Origin of the sequence: Streptomyces sp. NBC_01235 (assembly GCF_035989285.1) — a bacterium.
Classification (GTDB): Bacteria; Actinomycetota; Actinomycetes; order Streptomycetales; family Streptomycetaceae; genus Streptomyces.
Window position 1 is genome coordinate 3429608 of the sequence record NZ_CP108513.1, and the last position, 17498, is coordinate 3447105.

General features: G+C 68.6%; 16 protein-coding genes. 5 read left to right on the plus strand and 11 right to left on the minus strand.

All coding sequences use genetic code 11. The features are described 5' to 3' along the window. Positions 1 to 2: 2 nt before the first annotated feature. The 5 genes from trpD to ctaE all read right to left on the minus strand — a co-directional run bounded on the left by trpD (position 3) and on the right by ctaE (position 5405). On the minus strand, positions 3 to 1067 hold the full coding sequence (trpD, locus tag OG289_RS14945) for an anthranilate phosphoribosyltransferase (RefSeq protein ID WP_327314496.1): 1065 nt from the start codon (positions 1065 to 1067) through the stop codon (positions 3 to 5). A gap of 135 nt (positions 1068 to 1202) precedes the next feature. After that, positions 1203 to 2840, minus strand: a complete 1638-nt coding sequence (qcrB, locus tag OG289_RS14950) for a cytochrome bc1 complex cytochrome b subunit (protein ID WP_327314497.1) — start codon at positions 2838 to 2840, stop codon at positions 1203 to 1205. Further along, positions 2837 to 3913, minus strand: coding sequence for a cytochrome bc1 complex Rieske iron-sulfur subunit (gene qcrA, locus OG289_RS14955; RefSeq protein ID WP_327314498.1), 1077 nt, complete (start codon positions 3911 to 3913; stop codon positions 2837 to 2839). The genes qcrB and qcrA overlap by 4 nt, the downstream gene beginning before the upstream one ends. After that, positions 3910 to 4722: a cytochrome bc1 complex diheme cytochrome c subunit gene (qcrC, locus tag OG289_RS14960; RefSeq protein WP_327314499.1), complete on the minus strand. Its 813-nt coding sequence runs from the start codon at positions 4720 to 4722 to the stop codon at positions 3910 to 3912. The genes qcrA and qcrC overlap by 4 nt, the downstream gene beginning before the upstream one ends. A gap of 62 nt (positions 4723 to 4784) precedes the next feature. Further along, positions 4785 to 5405 (minus strand): aa3-type cytochrome oxidase subunit III, encoded by a 621-nt coding sequence (ctaE, locus tag OG289_RS14965; RefSeq protein WP_327314500.1) that lies wholly within the window; start codon positions 5403 to 5405, stop codon positions 4785 to 4787. 178 nt (positions 5406 to 5583) lie between these two features. Between ctaE and OG289_RS14970 the strand changes: the two genes are divergently transcribed. Beyond that, a complete protein-coding gene (locus OG289_RS14970) occupies positions 5584 to 5988 on the plus strand; it encodes a hypothetical protein (protein ID WP_327314501.1) in 405 nt (134 codons plus the stop codon). Between the two features lie 101 nt (positions 5989 to 6089). Here the strand turns inward: OG289_RS14970 and OG289_RS14975 are convergent, their stop codons facing one another. From OG289_RS14975 to ctaC, 4 genes are all read right to left on the minus strand, one after another. Continuing rightward, on the minus strand, positions 6090 to 7343 hold the full coding sequence (locus tag OG289_RS14975) for a L,D-transpeptidase (RefSeq protein WP_327314502.1): 1254 nt from the start codon (positions 7341 to 7343) through the stop codon (positions 6090 to 6092). A gap of 131 nt (positions 7344 to 7474) precedes the next feature. Beyond that, positions 7475 to 7873 (minus strand): cytochrome c oxidase subunit 4, encoded by a 399-nt coding sequence (locus OG289_RS14980; protein WP_327314503.1) that lies wholly within the window; start codon positions 7871 to 7873, stop codon positions 7475 to 7477. Further along, positions 7870 to 9606 carry an aa3-type cytochrome oxidase subunit I gene (gene ctaD / locus OG289_RS14985; RefSeq protein WP_327314504.1) on the minus strand — a complete coding sequence of 579 codons (1737 nt, stop codon included), beginning with the start codon at positions 9604 to 9606 and terminating at the stop codon, positions 7870 to 7872. The genes OG289_RS14980 and ctaD overlap by 4 nt, the downstream gene beginning before the upstream one ends. Then, complete coding sequence (gene ctaC / locus OG289_RS14990; RefSeq protein WP_327314505.1) at positions 9603 to 10562, minus strand: aa3-type cytochrome oxidase subunit II; 960 nt, start codon at positions 10560 to 10562, stop codon at positions 9603 to 9605. The genes ctaD and ctaC overlap by 4 nt, the downstream gene beginning before the upstream one ends. Before the next feature lie 330 nt (positions 10563 to 10892). On the opposite strand from ctaC, the gene OG289_RS14995 reads away from it, so the two are divergent. Then, positions 10893 to 12275: a cysteine desulfurase/sulfurtransferase TusA family protein gene (locus OG289_RS14995; RefSeq protein ID WP_327314506.1), complete on the plus strand. Its 1383-nt coding sequence runs from the start codon at positions 10893 to 10895 to the stop codon at positions 12273 to 12275. A 1-nt stretch (position 12276) separates the two neighbouring features. Here the strand turns inward: OG289_RS14995 and OG289_RS15000 are convergent, their stop codons facing one another. After that, positions 12277 to 13251 (minus strand): carbohydrate kinase family protein, encoded by a 975-nt coding sequence (locus tag OG289_RS15000; RefSeq protein ID WP_327314507.1) that lies wholly within the window; start codon positions 13249 to 13251, stop codon positions 12277 to 12279. Between the two features lie 130 nt (positions 13252 to 13381). Between OG289_RS15000 and OG289_RS15005 the strand changes: the two genes are divergently transcribed. Further along, entirely contained in the window at positions 13382 to 13591 is a 210-nt protein-coding gene (locus OG289_RS15005) for a hypothetical protein (protein ID WP_327314508.1), read from the plus strand. Between the two features lie 140 nt (positions 13592 to 13731). Continuing rightward, positions 13732 to 15630: a hypothetical protein gene (locus tag OG289_RS15010; RefSeq protein WP_327314509.1), complete on the plus strand. Its 1899-nt coding sequence runs from the start codon at positions 13732 to 13734 to the stop codon at positions 15628 to 15630. Positions 15631 to 15699: 69 nt separating this feature from the next. Here OG289_RS15010 and OG289_RS15015 read toward each other — a convergent pair whose 3' ends face one another. After that, on the minus strand, positions 15700 to 16056 hold the full coding sequence (locus OG289_RS15015) for a HesB/IscA family protein (protein ID WP_030794551.1): 357 nt from the start codon (positions 16054 to 16056) through the stop codon (positions 15700 to 15702). Between the two features lie 244 nt (positions 16057 to 16300). Here OG289_RS15015 and nadA point away from each other — a divergent pair, with 244 nt between their 5' ends. Beyond that, on the plus strand, positions 16301 to 17497 hold the full coding sequence (gene nadA / locus OG289_RS15020; protein WP_327314510.1) for a quinolinate synthase NadA: 1197 nt from the start codon (positions 16301 to 16303) through the stop codon (positions 17495 to 17497). Position 17498: the final 1 nt, after the last annotated feature.

The window sequence follows — 17498 nt, forward strand, 5'->3', positions numbered from 1 at the left end:
GGTCACGCGTTGCTGGCGGCCACCCAGCGCTCCAGGGACCGCTTGGCCGCTCCGGAGTCGATCGACTCGGCCGCCCGGTCCATGCCGGCCCGGAGCTGCTCGGCCAGCGTCCCGGTACCCGGGTCGAGCGCCACGAGCGCCGCCGCCGAGTTCAGCAGGACGGCGTCCCGCACCGGGCCCGTCTCGCCCTCCAGGAGACGGCGGGCCACCTCCGCGTTGTACGACGGGTCCCCGCCCCGCAGAGCCTCCACCGGAACCAGGTCGAGCCCGACGTCACGCGGGTCGAAGGTCTCCTCGGTGACCTTGCCGTCGCGCACGACCCACACGTGGGAGGTGGCCGTCGTGGTCAGCTCGTCCAGGCCGTCGTCGCCCCGGAAGACCAGGGAGGAGTTGCCGCGCTCGGCGAAGACGCCCGCGACGACCGGCGCCATGCGCGGGTCCGCGACCCCGACCGCCTGGCTGCGCACCCTCGCGGGGTTGGTCAGCGGGCCGAGCACGTTGAACACCGTGCGAATGCCCAACTGGCCGCGCGCGGCGCCCACATGGCGCAGCGCCGGGTGGAACTTGATCGCGAAGCAGAAGGTGATCCCGGCCTCCTGGGCCACCTCGGCCACCCGCCCCGGGGTCAGCTCCAGATTGACACCGAGCTTCTCCAGGACGTCCGAGGCTCCGGACGCGGAGGACGCGGCCCGGTTGCCGTGCTTGACGACCGTGGCGCCCGCGCCGGCGACGACGATCGCCGACATCGTGGAGATGTTGACCGTCTTCGCGCCGTCACCGCCCGTGCCGACGATGTCGACGGTCCGCCCCGGCACCTCGATCAGGTTGGCGTGCTCGTACATCGCCCGGACGAGCCCGTTGATCTCCTCGACGGTCTCGCCCTTGGCCCGCAGCGCCACCACGAACCCGGCGATCTGCGCGTCGGTCGCCTCGCCGCGCATGATCCTGTCCAGCGCCCAGAACGTGGCGTCGGCGCCCTGGTCCTGGCCGTACAGCAGGCCGTTCAGCACCTCGGGCCAGGAACGGCCCGCCGCGGTGTCGCCTCCAGCGGGGGTCACAGCGCTCATAGCCGCTCCTGCGTGTGTCGTCGTGTGTCGTTCAGAACGATGTGAGCCCCACCCTATCCAGCCCGTGGGCACGGCAAAGGGCCCCGTCCGAAGACCGGACGGGGCCCTTTGCTCTGGCGTGGCGACGCCTGATGATCAGTGGTGGCCGTGGCCGCTCGTGATCTCCTTGTACTCCTCGACAGTCGGCTTCGGGATCTGCTGGTCCTCGCCGAAGTACGCCTCGCTGATCTTGGCGCGGAGCTTCTCCTTGCCCGTCACCTTGCGCTCGACGCCGTTCTCGTCGACGGTGGCGCCGATCGCGGCCGGCGCGTACTGCTCGTGCGCGGTGAGGGTGTGCAGCTGCTCCTGGCTGAGCGGCTCGTGGATCTCGATGAACTCACCGTGCGGCAGGCGCTTGATGGTGCCGGTCTCGCGACCGTGCAGCACCTTGTCCCGGTCGCGGCGCTGCAGGCCGAGGCAGATCCGCTTGGTGAGGATGTACGCGATGACCGGTCCGACGAAGAAGAAGATCCGCACGAACCAGGTGATCGAGTTGATCGACAGGTTGAAGTGGGTGGCCCACAGGTCGTTGCCACCGCCGACCAGCGTGATCATGTACATCGTGACCCAGGCGACGCCCAGCGCCGTACGGGTCGGCGCGTTGCGCGGGCGGTCCAGGATGTGGTGCTCGCGCTTGTCGCCGGTGATCCAGGACTCGATGAACGGGTAGGCCGCCAGCGCGCCGAGGACCACACCGAAGAGGACCAGCGGGATGAACACGCCCAGGACGAGCGTGTGACCCCAGAGGTTGATCTCCCAGCCCGGCATGAAGCGGATGAGACCCTCGGCGAAGCCCATGTACCAGTCGGGCTGGGCGCCGGTCGACACCTGGTCCGGGCGGTAGGGGCCCATGGCCCAGATCGGGTTGATCTGCGCGATGGCCGCGATGGCCGCGATGACACCGAAGACCAGGAAGAAGAAGCCTCCGGCCTTCGCCATGTACACCGGCAGCAGCGGCATGCCGACGACGTTCTTGTTGCTCTTGCCGGGGCCCGCGAACTGCGTGTGCTTGTGGTAGAAGACCAGGATCAGGTGCGCCACCATCAGGCCGAGCATGATGCCCGGCAGCAGCAGGATGTGGATCGAGTAGAACCGCGCCACGAAGTCGTGGCCCGGGAACTCCCCGCCGAACAGGAACATCGAGATGTACGTGCCGACGATCGGCATCGACAGGATCGCGCCCTGCGTGAAGCGGACACCGGTGCCGGAGAGCAGGTCGTCCGGGAGCGAGTAACCGGTGAAGCCGGTGAACATGCCCAGGACGAACAGCAGGAAGCCGAACAGCCAGTTGACCTCACGCGGCTTGCGGAACGCACCCGTGAAGAACACGCGCATCATGTGCACGAACATGCCGGCGAGGAAGATCAGCGCCGCCCAGTGGTGGATCTGCCGGATGAGCAGACCGCCGCGCACGTCGAAGGAGATGTGCAGGGTCGAGCTGAACGCCTCGGACATCAGCTGCCCCTGAAGCGGGACGTAGCTGCCGTGGTACTCCACCTCGTTCATCGACGGGTGGAAGAACAGCGTCAGGTACACACCCGTCAGGATGATGATGATGAAGCTGTACATGCACACTTCGCCCAACATGAACGACCAGTGGTCGGGGAAGATCTTGCGCATGTTGGCCTTGGCCAGGGAGTAGATCCCCAGCCGGCCGTCGGCCCAGTCGGCGATGCGCTCGCCGGCCGGTGCCTTCCCGCGTTCGCGGGTCTCGGGGGTCTCTGTGGTGCTCATCCGCGCTCCCAGAAAGCAGGACCGACGGGCTCTTCGAAGTCGCCGAGCGCCTCGAGGTAGCCCTCGTCGTTCACGCCGATGCGCAGCTGCGGCAGGGCGTGACCGGCCGGGCCGAAGATCACTCGGGCACCGTCGGAGAGGTCGAAGGTGGACTGGTGGCAGGGGCACAGCACGTGGTGCGTCTGCTGCTCGTACAGGGAGATCGGGCAACCGACGTGGGTGCAGATCTTCGAGTACGCCACGATGCCCTCGTGCGACCACTCGAGCTCGCGCTTGTCCTTGATGTTGTCCGGCTGGAGCCGGACGATCATCAGGGCCGCCTTGGCGATCTCGTTCTGGAAGTCCTCGTCGTGCTCCTCCAGGCCGTCGGGCTTGGCGAAGGTGAGCGAACCGACGGCGACGTCCGAGGGACGCAGCGGCTCGTTCGTGTTCATGTTGACGAGCAGCTTGCCCTTGGCCCACAGCGTGTGCCGCAGCTTGTCCTCGGGCAGCGGGCCGAGGTCGCGCAGCAGCACGACACCGGAGAGCGGCACCAGGGCCACCGCGCCGAACAGCGTGTTGCGGATCAGCTTGCGACGGCCGAACGCGGACTCCTTGGCGCCCTGCCTGAAGTCCGCGTGGACCTTGGCACGGACCTCGGGGTCGGCCGCGATCGCGTGCCGCTCGTCGGCGACCTCCACGTCCGACATCAGGGTGCGGGCCCAGTGGACCGCGCCGGCGCCGATGGTGAACAGCGCCGTGCCCAGCGTCAGACCCAGCGCGAAGTTCAGCGCGCTGAGGTGGCCGATCGGGAACACGAAGATCGACTTGTCGGCGGGGATCGCCACGTACGAGGCGATGAAGCCGACCGTGGCGAGCATCGACAGCGTGAACAGGAAGGCGACCGCACGCTCGGACCGCTTGGCGGCCCGCTCGTCGATGTCCTGGATCCGGTGCTCGTGCGGCGGCAGCCCGGGGTCGGCGAACGGGTTCTTCTCGTCCGCGACGCCTACGGCCGTACCGTGCCCATGCTCGATGTGTCCTGCGGACTGCTCAGCAGGCAGGTTCTCTTCTGGAATGTCTTGGCTACTCATGACTTCTTGGCCTTTGCGGTCCGAGCGGCGACCCAGACGGCGACCGCGATCAGGGCGCCGAGGCCGAAGATCCAGGAGAACAGGCCCTCACTGACCGGCCCGAGGCCGCCCAGCTCCAGACCACCGGGGTTGTTCGTCTCGTCGCTGTTGACCGCGTGCAGGTACGCGATGATGTCCTTCTTGTTCTGCTCCGACAGCGTGGTGTCGGGGAAGGAGGGCATGTTCTGCGGGCCGGTCTGCATGGCCTCGTAGATGTGCTTCGGGTCCACGTCCTCGAGGGTCGGGGCGTACTTGCCCTTGGTGAGGGCACCGCCCTTGCCGGTGAAGTTGTGGCACTGCGCGCAGTTGGTGCGGAACAGCTCGCCGCCCTTGGCGATGTCCGCGCCCCCCGGGCCGTACTCGGCCTCGGTCGGGACGGACGGGCCGGCGCCGAGCGAGGAGATGTACGCGGCGAGCTGGTCGATCTCGGCCTGCGTGTAGATGTTCTTCTTCGCGGGCACCTGGGCGCCCTGGGAGGTCGCCGCCGGCATGCGGCCGGTACCGACCTGGAAGTCGACGGCCGCGGCGCCCACGCCGACCAGGCTCGGACCGTCGGAGCTGCCCTGACCGCCGGTGCCGTGGCAGCTGGCGCAGCCTACGGCGTAGAGCTTCTTGCCCTCGTCGATGGTGAGGGACTGGGCGGTGTCGTCTGCCTGCGCCTTGCTCGCAGGCGCGAACACGGCGTACAGCCCCCCTGTGCATGCCAGCGCGAGGAGTAGGACGACGAGCGCCGCCAGCGGATGGCGTCGTCGTGCGGAGAGCTTTTTCACGGATTACCCCGGTGTCAGGATCTTCTGCGTCGATGCTTGGGATGTGCGGGAGCGGGCCCCGGCTACTTGATCATGTAGATCGTGGCGAAGAGGCCGATCCAGACGACATCGACGAAGTGCCAGTAGTAGGACACGACGATGGCCGCTGTCGCCTGCTCGTGGGTGAACCTCTTGGCCGCGTAGGTGCGCCCGAGAACGAACAGGAAGGCGATGAGGCCGCCCGTCACGTGCATGCCGTGGAAGCCGGTGGTCAGGTAGAACACCGAGCCGTACGGGTCGGAGGAGAGCGAGAGCCCGTCCTTCTTCACCAGCTCCGTGTACTCGAAGATCTGCCCACCGATGAAGATCGCACCCATGATGAAGGTGACGATGAACCACATCCGGAGCTTCTTCACATCACCGCGCTCGGCGGCGAAGACGCCGAGCTGGCAGGTGAGGGAGGAGAGCACCAGGATCGTGGTGTTGGTGGCCGAGAACGGGAAGTTCAGGGACTCGGCCATTTCCTTCCAGTGATCAGGCCCCGTCACCGATCGCAGGGTGAAGTACATCGCGAAGAGGGCCGCGAAGAACATCAGCTCGGAACTCAGCCAGATGATGGTTCCGACGCTGGTGAGGTTCGGCCGATTGACCGACGGGTGCGCGTGCCCGGTTTCTACTGTCGTTGCTGTCGCCACGACCGACATTATGTCGGTCCCTTATCCCGCCCTCACTCCGGGGGGTGCCGTTCGGAGTGTTCGCACCGTGTGTACTGCCCGTATGGCCCATCGAAGTGGTGTTCCAAGCGGTGTTGACGAGGTGTTCAAGGGAGTAGCATCCGCGGCATCGGTTCTGTCCGTACGACGCTGATGTCACGGAGGAAGCATGCAGGCGACCGCCACGGTGCTGGTCTACAGCGACGACTCCAACACCCGCGAGCAGGTGCGGCTCGCGACGGGGCGCAGGCCCGCACCGGACGCCCCTGTGGTGGAGTTCGTGGAGTGCGCGACGCAGGCCGCGGCCGTCATGGAGCTGGACAAGGGCGGGATCGACGTCTGCGTCTTCGACGGGGAGGCCGTGCCGATGGGGGGCATGGGGTTGTGCCGGCAGGTCAAGGACGAGGTGTTCCAGTGTCCGCCGGTGCTCGTACTCATCGGACGGCCTCAGGACGCGTGGCTCGCCACGTGGAGTCGGGCCGACGCGGCTGTGACGTTGCCCGTGGAGCCCGTCGAGTTCGCCTCGGCGCTTGCTTCCTTGTTGCGGCAGAAGAGGCTTCAGCAGAGCGCCTGAGGGGCGGGGGCGCAGGGTTCCACGGCGCCTGAGGGCCTGTTGTGGCCTGTCGCGCCCGCGGCGGAGCCGCACATGTCACAGCCCCGCGCCCCTGACGGCACCTACACCGGCGCCGGGTTGAGTCGCCCCGTTTGCTGTCGGGTTTCCTGCTTGGCGCCGGTCAGGGCGCTGCCCTTGGTCCACTTGGTCCAGTCCAGGTTCCAGTCGCCGAAGCCGTTGCCGAAGGCTTCCATCGTGTTGCCGTTGCTGTGGACGACCTGGACGACGTCACCGGCGCGGATGTTCTCGAAGAACCACGCGGCGTTGGACGTGCTCATGCCCGTGCAGCCGTGGCTGACGTTCTCGTAGCCCTGGGAGCCCACGGACCAGGGGGCGGCGTGGACGTACTCGCCGCTCCAGGTGACGCGCGTGGCGTAGTAGACGGGCAGGTCGTAGGAGTCCGAGGAGCCCTCGGCGATGCCCACGGTGGTGCCGCGCATCCGTACGTAGTACTCCTTGCCCAGGACGACCTTGACGCCGTTGCGCGTCTCGAAGCCGGGCTTTCCGGTGGTGACGGGGATCTGGTTGATCTCCTTGTTGTTCCTGAAGACCGTCATGGAGTGCGAGGACGCGTCCGTGACGGCGACGACCCGGTCGCCGATCGTGAGCTTGAGGTCCTTCGTGGTGCCGCCCCACAGACGGTCGCCGATCTTGATGCCGTCCAGGTTGCTGTGCACCCGAAGAGTGGCGTGGGCGGGCCAGTAGTCCTTGGGGCGGTAGTGGAGTTCCTTGTCGTCCACCCAGTGCCAGCCGCCCTGCACAAAGGGCGTGGAGTCGACCTTGAGGGCCCGTTCGACGACGGCCCGCTGGGCGGGGTCCTTGACGGGCTGGTCCAGCTTGGCGGTGACGGGCTGGCCGACGCCGTACTCGCCGGCGTCGGGGCCGAACGCGACCGTCAGGCGCTTCTTCGTGGTGGGTTTGCCGGTGTCGAAGGTGAGGACCCGGCGGCCGGGTGCGCCGTCGTCGTCCTCGGTGCTCACGCGGACCGTGTAGTGGACGCCTGCGGCCAGCGGCTCGGTGCTGTGCCAGCGGCTGCCGTCGGCGGAGAGTTCGCCCGCGACGTAGCGGCCTGTGCCGTCCACCGCGGTGACGTCCGTGATGCGGTCGTCGTCCTCGGCGGTGACCTCCAGGGGCTTGTCCGGGTCGACCTTCTTCCCGTCGCCCTGGAGGCCGTTGAAGGAGATCTGGTCCGTCGCGTCGTAGGGGCGCGCGGAGAGGGGGTTGCCGTCCGAGCCGCAGGCGCTTGCGACCGCGCCCAGGGCGATCACCAGCAGGGTGCAGCCGACGACGGTGCGGGGGCGGGGTTGGTGGCTCATGACTTCACGCTAGGGAGCCACGTCAACCACGGCGCGCTGAGTGACACGGATGGAGGACGCTTGTTACGGCAAAAGCGTGAGCCCGGACCCTCCTGACGGAGTGTCCGGGCTCACGCCGCGTTCATCGCGTGCTACTGGGTGCGGTTCTCACCGTGGTAGTACTCGAAGACCCAGCCCCACAGGCCGATGAGGATCAGCGGCACGGAGAAGTACAGCAGCCACCAGCCCACCGCGACGCCCAGGAAGGCCATGGCGCCGCCGATGCCGAGCGACAGCGGCTGCCAGCTGTGCGGGCTGAAGAAGCCCAGCTCGCCGGCGCCGTCCGCGACGTCCGCCTCCTTGTTGTCCTGAGCGCCCGCGTCGACCCGCCGGGCGGTGAAGCCCAGGTAGAAGCCGACCATGATGCTCAGGCCGAAGGCCAGGAAGAGGGCCGTGGTGCCGGCCGGCTCCTTCGACCAGACGCCGTAGACGGTCGCCATGACGAGGAGGAAGACGCTCAGCCAGACGAACATCTTGCCCTGGATCTTCACTTGCCGGCCTCCTTGCTGCCCGAGATGGAGCTGGCGCCGTGTCCGGCGTGCTCCAGCTGCTCGAGCGCGGCGATCTCCGGGTGGTGCAGGTCGAACGCCGGGGATTCACTGCGGATCCGTGGCAGGGTGAGGAAGTTGTGACGCGGCGGCGGGCAGGAGGTGGCCCACTCCAGGGAGCGGCCGTAGCCCCACGGGTCGTCGACGCCGACCGGCTTGCCGTACTTGGCGGTCTTCCACACGTTGTAGAAGAACGGCAGGACGGACAGACCGAGGACGAACGAGCTGATCGTCGAGATCGTGTTCAGGGCGGTGAAGCCGTCGGCCGCCAGGTAGTCGGCGTACCGACGCGGCATGCCCTCGGCGCCCAGCCAGTGCTGGACCAGGAAGGTGCCGTGGAAGCCGATGAACAGCGTCCAGAAGGTCATCTTGCCGAGGCGCTCGTCGAGCATCTTGCCGGTGAACTTCGGCCACCAGAAGTGGAAGCCGGAGAACATCGCGAAGACGACGGTGCCGAAGACGACGTAGTGGAAGTGCGCCACCACGAAGTACGAGTCGGACACGTGGAAGTCCATCGGCGGCGAGGCCAGGATGACGCCGGTCAGACCACCGAAGGTGAAGGTGATGAGGAAGCCCGTCGCCCACAGCATCGGTGTCTCGAAGGACAGCGAGCCCTTCCACATCGTTCCGATCCAGTTGAAGAACTTCACGCCCGTCGGCACGGCGATGAGGAACGTCATGAAGGAGAAGAACGGAAGCAACACGCCACCGGTGACGTACATGTGGTGCGCCCACACCGTCACGGACAGACCGGCGATCGAGATGGTCGCGGCGATCAGACCCATGTACCCGAACATCGGCTTGCGGGAGAACACCGGGATCACTTCGGAGATGATGCCGAAGAACGGTAGGGCGATGATGTACACCTCTGGATGGCCGAAGAACCAGAAGAGGTGTTGCCACAGCAACGCGCCGCCGTTGGCGGCGTCGAAGACATGGGCGCCGAACTTGCGGTCCGCCTCCAGGGCGAACAGCGCGGCCGCGAGGACCGGGAAGGCCAGCAGGACCAGGACACCGGTCAGCAGCACGTTCCAGGTGAAGATCGGCATGCGGAACATGGTCATGCCCGGTGCGCGCATGCAGATGATCGTGGTGATGAAGTTGACCGAGCCGAGGATGGTGCCGAAGCCGGAGAAGGCCAGACCCATGATCCACAGGTCGCCGCCGATGCCCGGCGAGTGGACCGCGTCGGACAGCGGGGCGTAGGCGAACCAGCCGAAGTCGGCGGCACCCTGCGGGGTGAGGAAGCCCGCGACGGCGATGAGCGAGCCGAACAGGTACAGCCAGTAGGCGAACATGTTCAGTCGCGGGAAGGCGACGTCCGGCGCACCGATCTGGAGCGGCATGATCCAGTTCGTGAAGCCGGCGAACAGCGGCGTCGCGAACATCAGCAGCATGATCGTGCCGTGCATCGTGAACGCCTGGTTGAACTGCTCGTTCGACATGATCTGCAGGCCCGGTCGGGCGAGCTCGGCGCGCATGATGAGCGCCATGACGCCGCCGACACAGAAGAACGCGAACGACGTGACCAGGTACAACGTACCGATGGTCTTGTGGTCGGTGGTCGTCATCCACTTGACCACGACATTGCCGGGCTGCTTGCGCCGGACCGGCAGCTCATTCTCGTAGGAGTCTTCAGCTGCCGCGGCACCCTGGGGTTCGTTGAGGATGCTCACAGGTTGTTCGTCTCCCGGTTCTTCTCGTGGCTCGTCTGCTCGATGCCCGCGGGAACGTAACCGGTCTGCCCCTTCTTCACGAGGTCCTTGAGGTGCTGCTCGTAGCGCTCCTGGGAGACGACCTTCACGTTGAAGAGCATCCGGGAGTGGTCGACGCCGCAGAGCTCGGCGCACTTGCCCAGGAAGGTGCCCTCCTTGTTGGGGGTCACCTGGAAGGAGTTGGTGTGGCCCGGGATGACGTCCTGCTTCATGAGGAACGGCACCACCCAGAAGGAGTGGATGACGTCACGCGAGGTGAGGACGAAGCGGACCGTCTTGCCCTCGGGGAGCCAGAGGGTCGGGCCCGGGTTGTTGGTCTGCGGGTTCCGCTCACCGGGGGTGCCGCAGGTGTAGACGCCGCCCGCGTTGTCCGGGAAGTCCGTCTTGAACCGGTCCGGGATCGCGGCCAGGTTCTTGTCGGTCTTCGCGTTCCCGTCGGAACCTTCGACGTCTGCGATGTAGTTGAAGCACCAGCTCCACTGGAAGCCGACCACGTTGACCGTGACGTCGGGCTTCTTGTCGAGGCTCAGCAGCTTCGACTCGTCGCGGGCGGTGAAGTAGAACAACACCGAGACGATGATGATCGGGACCACCGTGTACAGCGCCTCGATGGGCATGTTGTACCGGGTCTGCGGAGGAACTTCGATCTTCGTGCGGCTGCGCCGGTGGAAGAAAGCACTCCACAGGATCAGGCCCCACACCAGCACGCCGGTGGCCAGCGCGGCAGCCCAGGAGCCCTGCCACAGGGAGAGGATCCGCGGAGCCTCTTCTGTGACCGGGGTGGGCATACCAAGGCGGGGGAAGTCCTTGTATGTGCAACCGGTGGCGGTCGCCAGGACCAGGCCCGCGGTCATTGCCTGCAGCAGCTTCCGCCGCATCGGGCGCCGCGGCGAGCGGTCGGAGCCGTTGGGACTCACGTAGCGCCTTCCCGAGAGTCTCGCCCGCGCGGTTGGCTGCGGCCTGCCTTCTCGCGGGTCGGTCGCCGCCCTGCGTCGGGCAGGGGTTTGGATGTTTATGCGGACCAAACCCTAGCCGACGCCCTCCGGGGGGTCGCGGGGAGGGTGGCATACGCGCCGCGGGTCACCCCGAAGGGGTGTTGACGGGCGCCTGATAGTGCCTAATAGCTCGTCAATGCGGGTTGTGCGGCGAGTGCGGGACGGTGGGGGCCTTTCGCGCCCACGCGGCGCAGCCGCGGATCGAAACGGTCCCGCGCCTCTTCGCAGCTCCCCCACGTCTAACGTTGCGGTGTGGCCTACTTCGACGCTGCTTCCGCTGCCCCGCTCCATCCCGTCGCCCGTCAGGCCCTGTTGGCCTCGCTCGACGAAGGGTGGGCGGATCCGGCCCGGCTGTACAGGGAGGGGCGGCGGGCGCGGATGTTGCTGGACGCGGCGCGGGAGGCGGCGGCCGAGGCCGTGGGCTGCCGGCCGGACGAGCTGGTGTTCACGTCCTCGGGGACGCGGGCCGTGCACTCGGGCATCGCGGGGGCGTTGACCGGACGGCGGCGGGTCGGGCGTCACCTGATCGTGTCGGCCGTCGAACACTCCTCGGTACTCCATTCGGCCGAGGCGTTCGAGGCGGAGGACGGGGCGGTGACCCGGGTGCCGGTGCTCCGGACCGGTGCGGTCGCCGTCGAGTCGTACGCCGACGCCCTGCGGTCGGACACCGCGCTCGCCTGTCTCCAGTCGGCCAACCACGAGGTGGGGACCGAGCAGCCGGTGGCGGCCGTGGCCGAGCTGTGCCGGGAGGCGGGGGTGCCGCTGCTGGTGGACGCGGCGCAGTCGCTCGGCTGGGGGCCGGTGGAAGGGCCCTGGTCGGTGCTGACGGCGAGCGCGCACAAGTGGGGCGGCCCGTCCGGGGTGGGGGTGCTCGCGGTGCGCAAGGGGGTGCGGTTCGCCGTCCAAGGGCCCGTGGACGAGCGGGAGTCGGGGCGGGCGGCCGGGTTCGAGAACATTCCGGCGATCGTGGCCGCGGCGGCATCGCTGCGGGCGGTGCGGGCGGAGACGGCGGCCGAGGCGGTGCGGCTGCGGGAGCTGACGGCGCGGATCCGGGCCCGGGTGGGGGCCGTCGTCCCGGATGTGGAGGTCGTCGGGGATCCGGAGCGGCGGCTGCCCGGGATCGTCACCTTCTCCTGCCTCTATGTCGACGGGGAGGCGCTGCTGCACGAGTTGGACCGGGAGGGGTTCTCCGTCTCGTCCGGGTCCTCCTGCACCAGCAGCACGCTGACGCCCAGCCATGTGCTGAAGGCGATGGGGGTGCTGAGTGAGGGGAACGTGCGGGTTTCGTTGCCGGCGGGGGTGGCCGAGGAGGACGTGGAGCGGTTCCTCGCCGTGCTGCCGGGGGCGGTGGCCGGGGTGCGGGAGAAGCTCGGGGCGCCCACGTCCGCGCCGGTGGCGGATGTGCGGGGCGAGGCGCTCGTCGTGGACGCGCTCGGCAAGCGGTGTCCGATTCCCGTCATCGAGCTGGCGAAGGTCTTCGGGGACGTGCCGGTCGGGGGCACGGTGCGGGTGCTGTCCGACGACGAGGCGGCCCGGCTCGACATCCCCGCGTGGTGCGAGATGCGGGGACAGGAGTACGTCGGTGAGGAGCCGGCGGACCGCGGCTCTGCCTACGTGGTCCGCCGGCTCTCCTGAGTCACGCCAGGTGCGTGCGGACCTCGGCCGCGGCCTCGTCGCCGTACGCCTTGGTGAAGCGGTCCATGAAGTGGGCGCGGCGCAGCTGGTACTCCTGGGTGCCGACCGTCTCGATGACGAGGGTGGCGAGCATGCAGCCGATCTGCGCGGCGCGCTCGTGGGAGACGCCCCAGGCGAGGCCGGAGAGGAAGCCGGCGCGGAGGGCGTCGCCGACGCCCGTCGGCTCGACCTTGGCCTCCTCCTGCGGGCAGCCGACCTCGATCGGGTCCTCGCCGTCGCACTCGACGCGGACGCCGCGCGAGCCGAGGGTGGTGACGCGGTGGCCGACCTTGGAGAGGATCTCGGCGTCGCTCCAGCCGGTCTTGGACTCGATGAGGCCCTTCTCGTACTCGTTGGAGAACAGGTACGTGGCGCCCTCCATCAGTATCCGGATCTCGTCGCCGTTCATGCGGGCGATCTGCTGGGAGAAGTCTGCGGCGAAGGGGATCGAGCGGGAGCGGCACTCCTCGGTGTGCCGGAGCATCGCCTCGGGGTCGTCGGCGCCGATCAGCACCAGGTCGAGGCCGCCCACGCGGTCGGCGACGGTCTTCAGCTCGATCAGGCGGGCCTCGCTCATCGCGCCCGTGTAGAAGGAGCCGATCTGGTTGTGGTCGGCGTCGGTGGTGCACACGAAGCGGGCGGTGTGCAGGGTCTCGGAGATGCGGACCGAGCCGGTGTCGACGCCGTGCCGGTCCAGCCAGGCCCGGTACTCGTCGAAGTCCGCGCCCGCGGCGCCGACCAGGACGGGGCGGGTCCCCAGCTGGCCCATGCCGAAGGCGATGTTCGCGCCCACTCCGCCCCGGCGTACGTCCAGGTTGTCGACCAGGAAGGACAGCGAGACGGTGTGCAGCTGGTCCGCGACGAGCTGGTCGGCGAAGCGGCCGGGGAACGTCATGAGGTGGTCGGTCGCGATGGAGCCGGTGACTGCGATGCGCACGGCGTGGACTCTCCTGTGGGGAGGGGGATTGACAGTTCACGCTACCCGGTCCACCCGCGCCACTGAAGCAGCCGAAACTACCCGATAGTAGATCTTTCTTCGCAGGCTCAAGCGTGCGTACGGTTCGCGTATGACGAACCTCAAGGTCCACGCCCCCGTTCCGGCCGACCTCGACGGCGATCTGGCGTCGCTGCGCGGTGACTGCGCCCGGATGGCTCCGCACTGGGCCGCCCCGGAGAAGATCACTTCCCGTCCGGTCTCCCCGTCACTCATCCACGGCGTGACCGTCCCGGCGAAGTCGGCACGACTGCTGGACACCATGCTCGACTACGGAAACTAGGGGGTTTTCCCTCGGTTTCTCTCGGCTTTCCTCGGTAGGGCGCTCGGAAGGGAACCGTGCGCTCCCCCGCCGCGTCCCATCGCCGTCCCCCGTAAAGGGGATGTGAGGTACGACAGCAGGGCAGCCGAAGGAGCGATGCGGTGAACACCGAGCGACCCGAGAACGACGACGCCGCGCGCGAGCCGGAGAAGACGGGCCCCGAAGAGGCGAAGGCCGAGGAGGCAGGCCTCTCCGAGGCCGTCGCGGAGCCGGCAGCCGCCACGGCCTCCGGCGCGGACGAACCCGCCGCGGATTCCGCCCCGGCCTCGGACGAACCTCCCGTCACTCCCGCCACGGACGCTCACGAGCCGTCCGTCAGCCCCGCCGTGGATGCTCACGAGCCGTCCGTCGCTCCCGCCACGGACGCGGACGAGCCTCCCGCCACGGACGCTCACGAGCCTCCCGTCAGCCCCGCCACGGACGCGGACGAGCCTCCCGCCACTCCCGCCACGGACGCTCACGAGCCGTCCGTCGCTCCCGCCACGGACGCTCACGAGCCGTCCGTCGCTCCCGCCACGGACGCGGACGAGCCGTCCGTCGCTCCCGTCCCGGACGCGGACGAGCCCGGCGGCTCCCGGCGGCGGTCCCCCGTTCTCATCGCCTCCGTCGCCGCCGCCGTTCTGTTGGTGGGAGGCGGTGGGGCGTACCTCACCTCCAGTGCCGTCAGCAGCTCGGGCGGAGGGTCCGGCTCCGGGTCGCCCTCCGGGGGCGGCACCCTGGCGGCGCTCCTCCTGGACGACTACTCCGGGGGTACGGGTACCTCCGACGGCGGTACGAACGGCATCGCACCCGGTGAGCCGAACCCCTACGGGGTGACGTACAAGGCCGACGGCACGCTCCCCGAAGGTCCCGACTCCGCGCCCGTGTACTGGGCGAAGGGCGCGGTCACGAAGGACGAGGTGGCCCGGCTGGCGAAGGCGCTGGGGGCCGACGGGACGCCGGTGGCCGACGGGGAGGCCTGGAAGGTCGGCGCCGCCGACGGTTCGGGGCCGGTGCTGCGGGTGAACCGGCAGGCGCCGGGAATCTGGACGTTCACCCGCTACGCGCCCGGCACCGACGACTGCACGGGCGGCACCGTCAAGTGCACCCGGGATCCCGCGGCTCCGGCCGGTGACCCGGTGAGCGAGGCGGTCGCGAAGAAGGCGGCGGCGCCCGTCCTGAAGGCGGTGGGCCAGGACGACGCCAAGGTGGACGCGAGCCAGATCATGGGCGCCCAGCGGGTGGTGAACGCCGACCCGGTGATCGGCGGTCTGCCCACGTACGGCTGGACGACCGGGATCAGCGTCAACGCGCAGGGCGAGGTCGTCGGCGCGAACGGGCAGCTGGAAGCGCCGGTGAAGGGTGACACGTACCCCCTGCTGAGCGCTCAGGAGGCGCTGGACGCGCTGAACGCGGCGCCGGGGAGCGATCACCGGATGGGCATCGGCGGCTGCGCCAGCCCGGTGCCGCTGAAGGACCGGCTGGAGAGTCCGTGCGGTGCGTCCACGGTGGCGCCGCAGCAGGAGACGGTGACGGTCGAGGACGCCGTGCTGGGGCTCGCCCCGCACACCTCGGGCGGACGGCAGGTGCTCGTGCCGTCCTGGCTGTTCGACGTGAAGGCCGCGGGGGCCGCGGACGGCTACACGGTGACGCAGCCGGCCGTCGAGCCGGCGTATCTGAAGTCCGCCACGACGCCGACGCCCTCCCCGACCCCGACCGGCACCTCGAGGACGCGTGACGTTCACCCGGACGGCTACACCGCCGAGGGCAAGGAGCTGACCGTGAGCTTCAGCGGCGGGGTGTGCGCCGACTACAAGGCGACGGCGGCCGAGAGCGGGGACGAGGTGAAGGTCACCGTGACCGAGACGCCCTGGCCGGACAAGATCTGCATCATGATCGCCAAGGAGTTCCACAAGACCGTGCAGCTGGACGAGCCGCTGGGCAGCCGGAAGGTGGTCGGCACGGACGGCGGGGCGATCCCCCTGGAGAAGCCGGGGGCGCGGCTGCCGCAGGTCCAGTAACGGTTACCGCAGCGAACACGAAGGCGGCGGCCCCCCTCGGAGGGGCCGCCGCCTTCGTGTCGTTCAGGTTCAGCTGAAGGAGTCGCCGCAGGCGCAGGAGCCCGTCGCGTTCGGGTTGTCGATCGTGAAGCCCTGCTTCTCGATGGTGTCGACGAAGTCGATGGACGCGCCGCCCAGGTACGGGGCGCTCATGCGGTCGGTGACGACCTTGACGCCATCGAAGTCCTTGACGACGTCACCGTCGAGGGAACGCTCGTCGAAGAAGAGCTGGTAGCGCAGGCCGGAGCAGCCACCGGGCTGCACGGCGACGCGCAGGGCCAGGTCGTCACGGCCTTCCTGGTCGAGCAGGGCCTTGACCTTCGCCGCGGCGGCGTCGGACAGGATGATGCCGTCGGTGACGGTGCTGGTCTCGTCCGATACGGACATCTACATCTCTCCCGGGTTGTACGGAGACTGCTTGCCGACGGTTGCAACCGACGGGGCCGCGGATTCATTCCGGGCCGGGCTCTTGTCTTTTTCGTTCCCTTCTCATGCTCGCACACACGGTCGCGGGCGGAAAACGCCTCACCGGGATTCATGTCACATCGACGCAATGACCGTCGTCAAAGTGACATGAAGAAGGCTATGATAGATAACGTCAGTTCGACGAAAAGTAGAAAGGGTGCGTGCCGTGACCACCGCCCAGACCACGGAGCTCGACGTACAGCCGTCTCCGCTCGCCCTGTTGCTGCTCGGCCGCGAGGCCGACCCGAGGAGCGAACGGGGTGTCGAGTGCCCCGGCGACCTGCCCTCCCCGTCCGACCCGGACCTGGTGGAGCGGGCCCGCGCGGCCAAGGAGAAGCTCGGGGACAAGGTCTTCGTGCTCGGCCACCACTACCAGCGCGACGAGGTCATCCAGTTCGCCGATGTCACGGGCGACTCCTTCAAGCTGGCCCGGGACGCGGCCGCCCGCCCGGAGGCCGAGTACATCGTCTTCTGCGGTGTGCACTTCATGGCCGAGTCCGCCGACATCCTCACGTCGGACGACCAGAAGGTGGTCCTGCCCGACCTCGCCGCCGGCTGCTCGATGGCCGACATGGCGACGGCCGAGCAGGTCGCCGAGTGCTGGGACGTGCTGACCGAGGCCGGCATAGCCGAGCAGGTCGTGCCCGTCTCGTACATGAACTCGTCCGCCGACATCAAGGCGTTCACGGGGAAGCACGGCGGCACGATCTGCACCTCCTCCAACGCCCAGCGGGCCCTTGAGTGGGCCTTCGAGCAGGGGGAGCCCTCGACAACAAAGGTGCTGTTCCTTCCCGACCAGCACCTCGGCCGCAACACCGCCGTGCGCGACATGGGCATGTCCCTTGAGGACTGCGTCCTGTACAACCCGCACAAGCCGAACGGCGGGCTGACCGCCGAACAGCTGCGCGACGCCAAGATGATCCTGTGGCGGGGCCACTGCTCGGTGCACGGCCGCTTCAGCCTGGAGTCGGTGGAGGATGTGCGCGCCCGGATCCCCGGCGTGAACGTGCTCGTGCACCCCGAGTGCCGGCACGAGGTCGTGGCGGCGGCTGACTACGTCGGCTCGACCGAGTACATCATCAAGGCGCTGGAGGCGGCCCCGGCCGGCTCGAAGTGGGCCATCGGGACCGAGCTGAACCTGGTGCGCCGCCTGGCGAACCGTTTCGCGCCGGAGGGCAAGGAGATCGTCTTCCTCGACAAGACGGTCTGCTTCTGCTCGACCATGAACCGGATCGACCTCCCCCACCTGGTCTGGACCCTGGAGTCGCTGGCCGAGGGCAAGCTGGTCAACCGCATCGAGGTCGACCAGGAGACCGAGACGTTCGCGAAGCTGGCGCTGGAGCGGATGCTGGCGCTGCCGTAGC

Bases quoted from the DNA above. Each gene is read 5' to 3' on its own strand.
- ctaE (WP_327314500.1), bottom strand. From the start codon at position 5,405: ATGTCGGTCGTGGCGACAGCAACGACAGTAGAAACCGGGCACGCGCAC.
- OG289_RS14970 (WP_327314501.1), top strand. From the start codon at position 5,584: ATGCAGGCGACCGCCACGGTGCTGGTCTACAGCGACGACTCCAACACC.
- OG289_RS15015 (WP_030794551.1), bottom strand. From the start codon at position 16,056: ATGTCCGTATCGGACGAGACCAGCACCGTCACCGACGGCATCATCCTG.
- OG289_RS14975 (WP_327314502.1), bottom strand. From the start codon at position 7,343: ATGAGCCACCAACCCCGCCCCCGCACCGTCGTCGGCTGCACCCTGCTG.
- OG289_RS15005 (WP_327314508.1), top strand. From the start codon at position 13,382: ATGACGAACCTCAAGGTCCACGCCCCCGTTCCGGCCGACCTCGACGGC.
- qcrA (WP_327314498.1), bottom strand. From the start codon at position 3,913: ATGAGTAGCCAAGACATTCCAGAAGAGAACCTGCCTGCTGAGCAGTCC.
- qcrB (WP_327314497.1), bottom strand. From the start codon at position 2,840: ATGAGCACCACAGAGACCCCCGAGACCCGCGAACGCGGGAAGGCACCG.
- trpD (WP_327314496.1), bottom strand. From the start codon at position 1,067: ATGAGCGCTGTGACCCCCGCTGGAGGCGACACCGCGGCGGGCCGTTCC.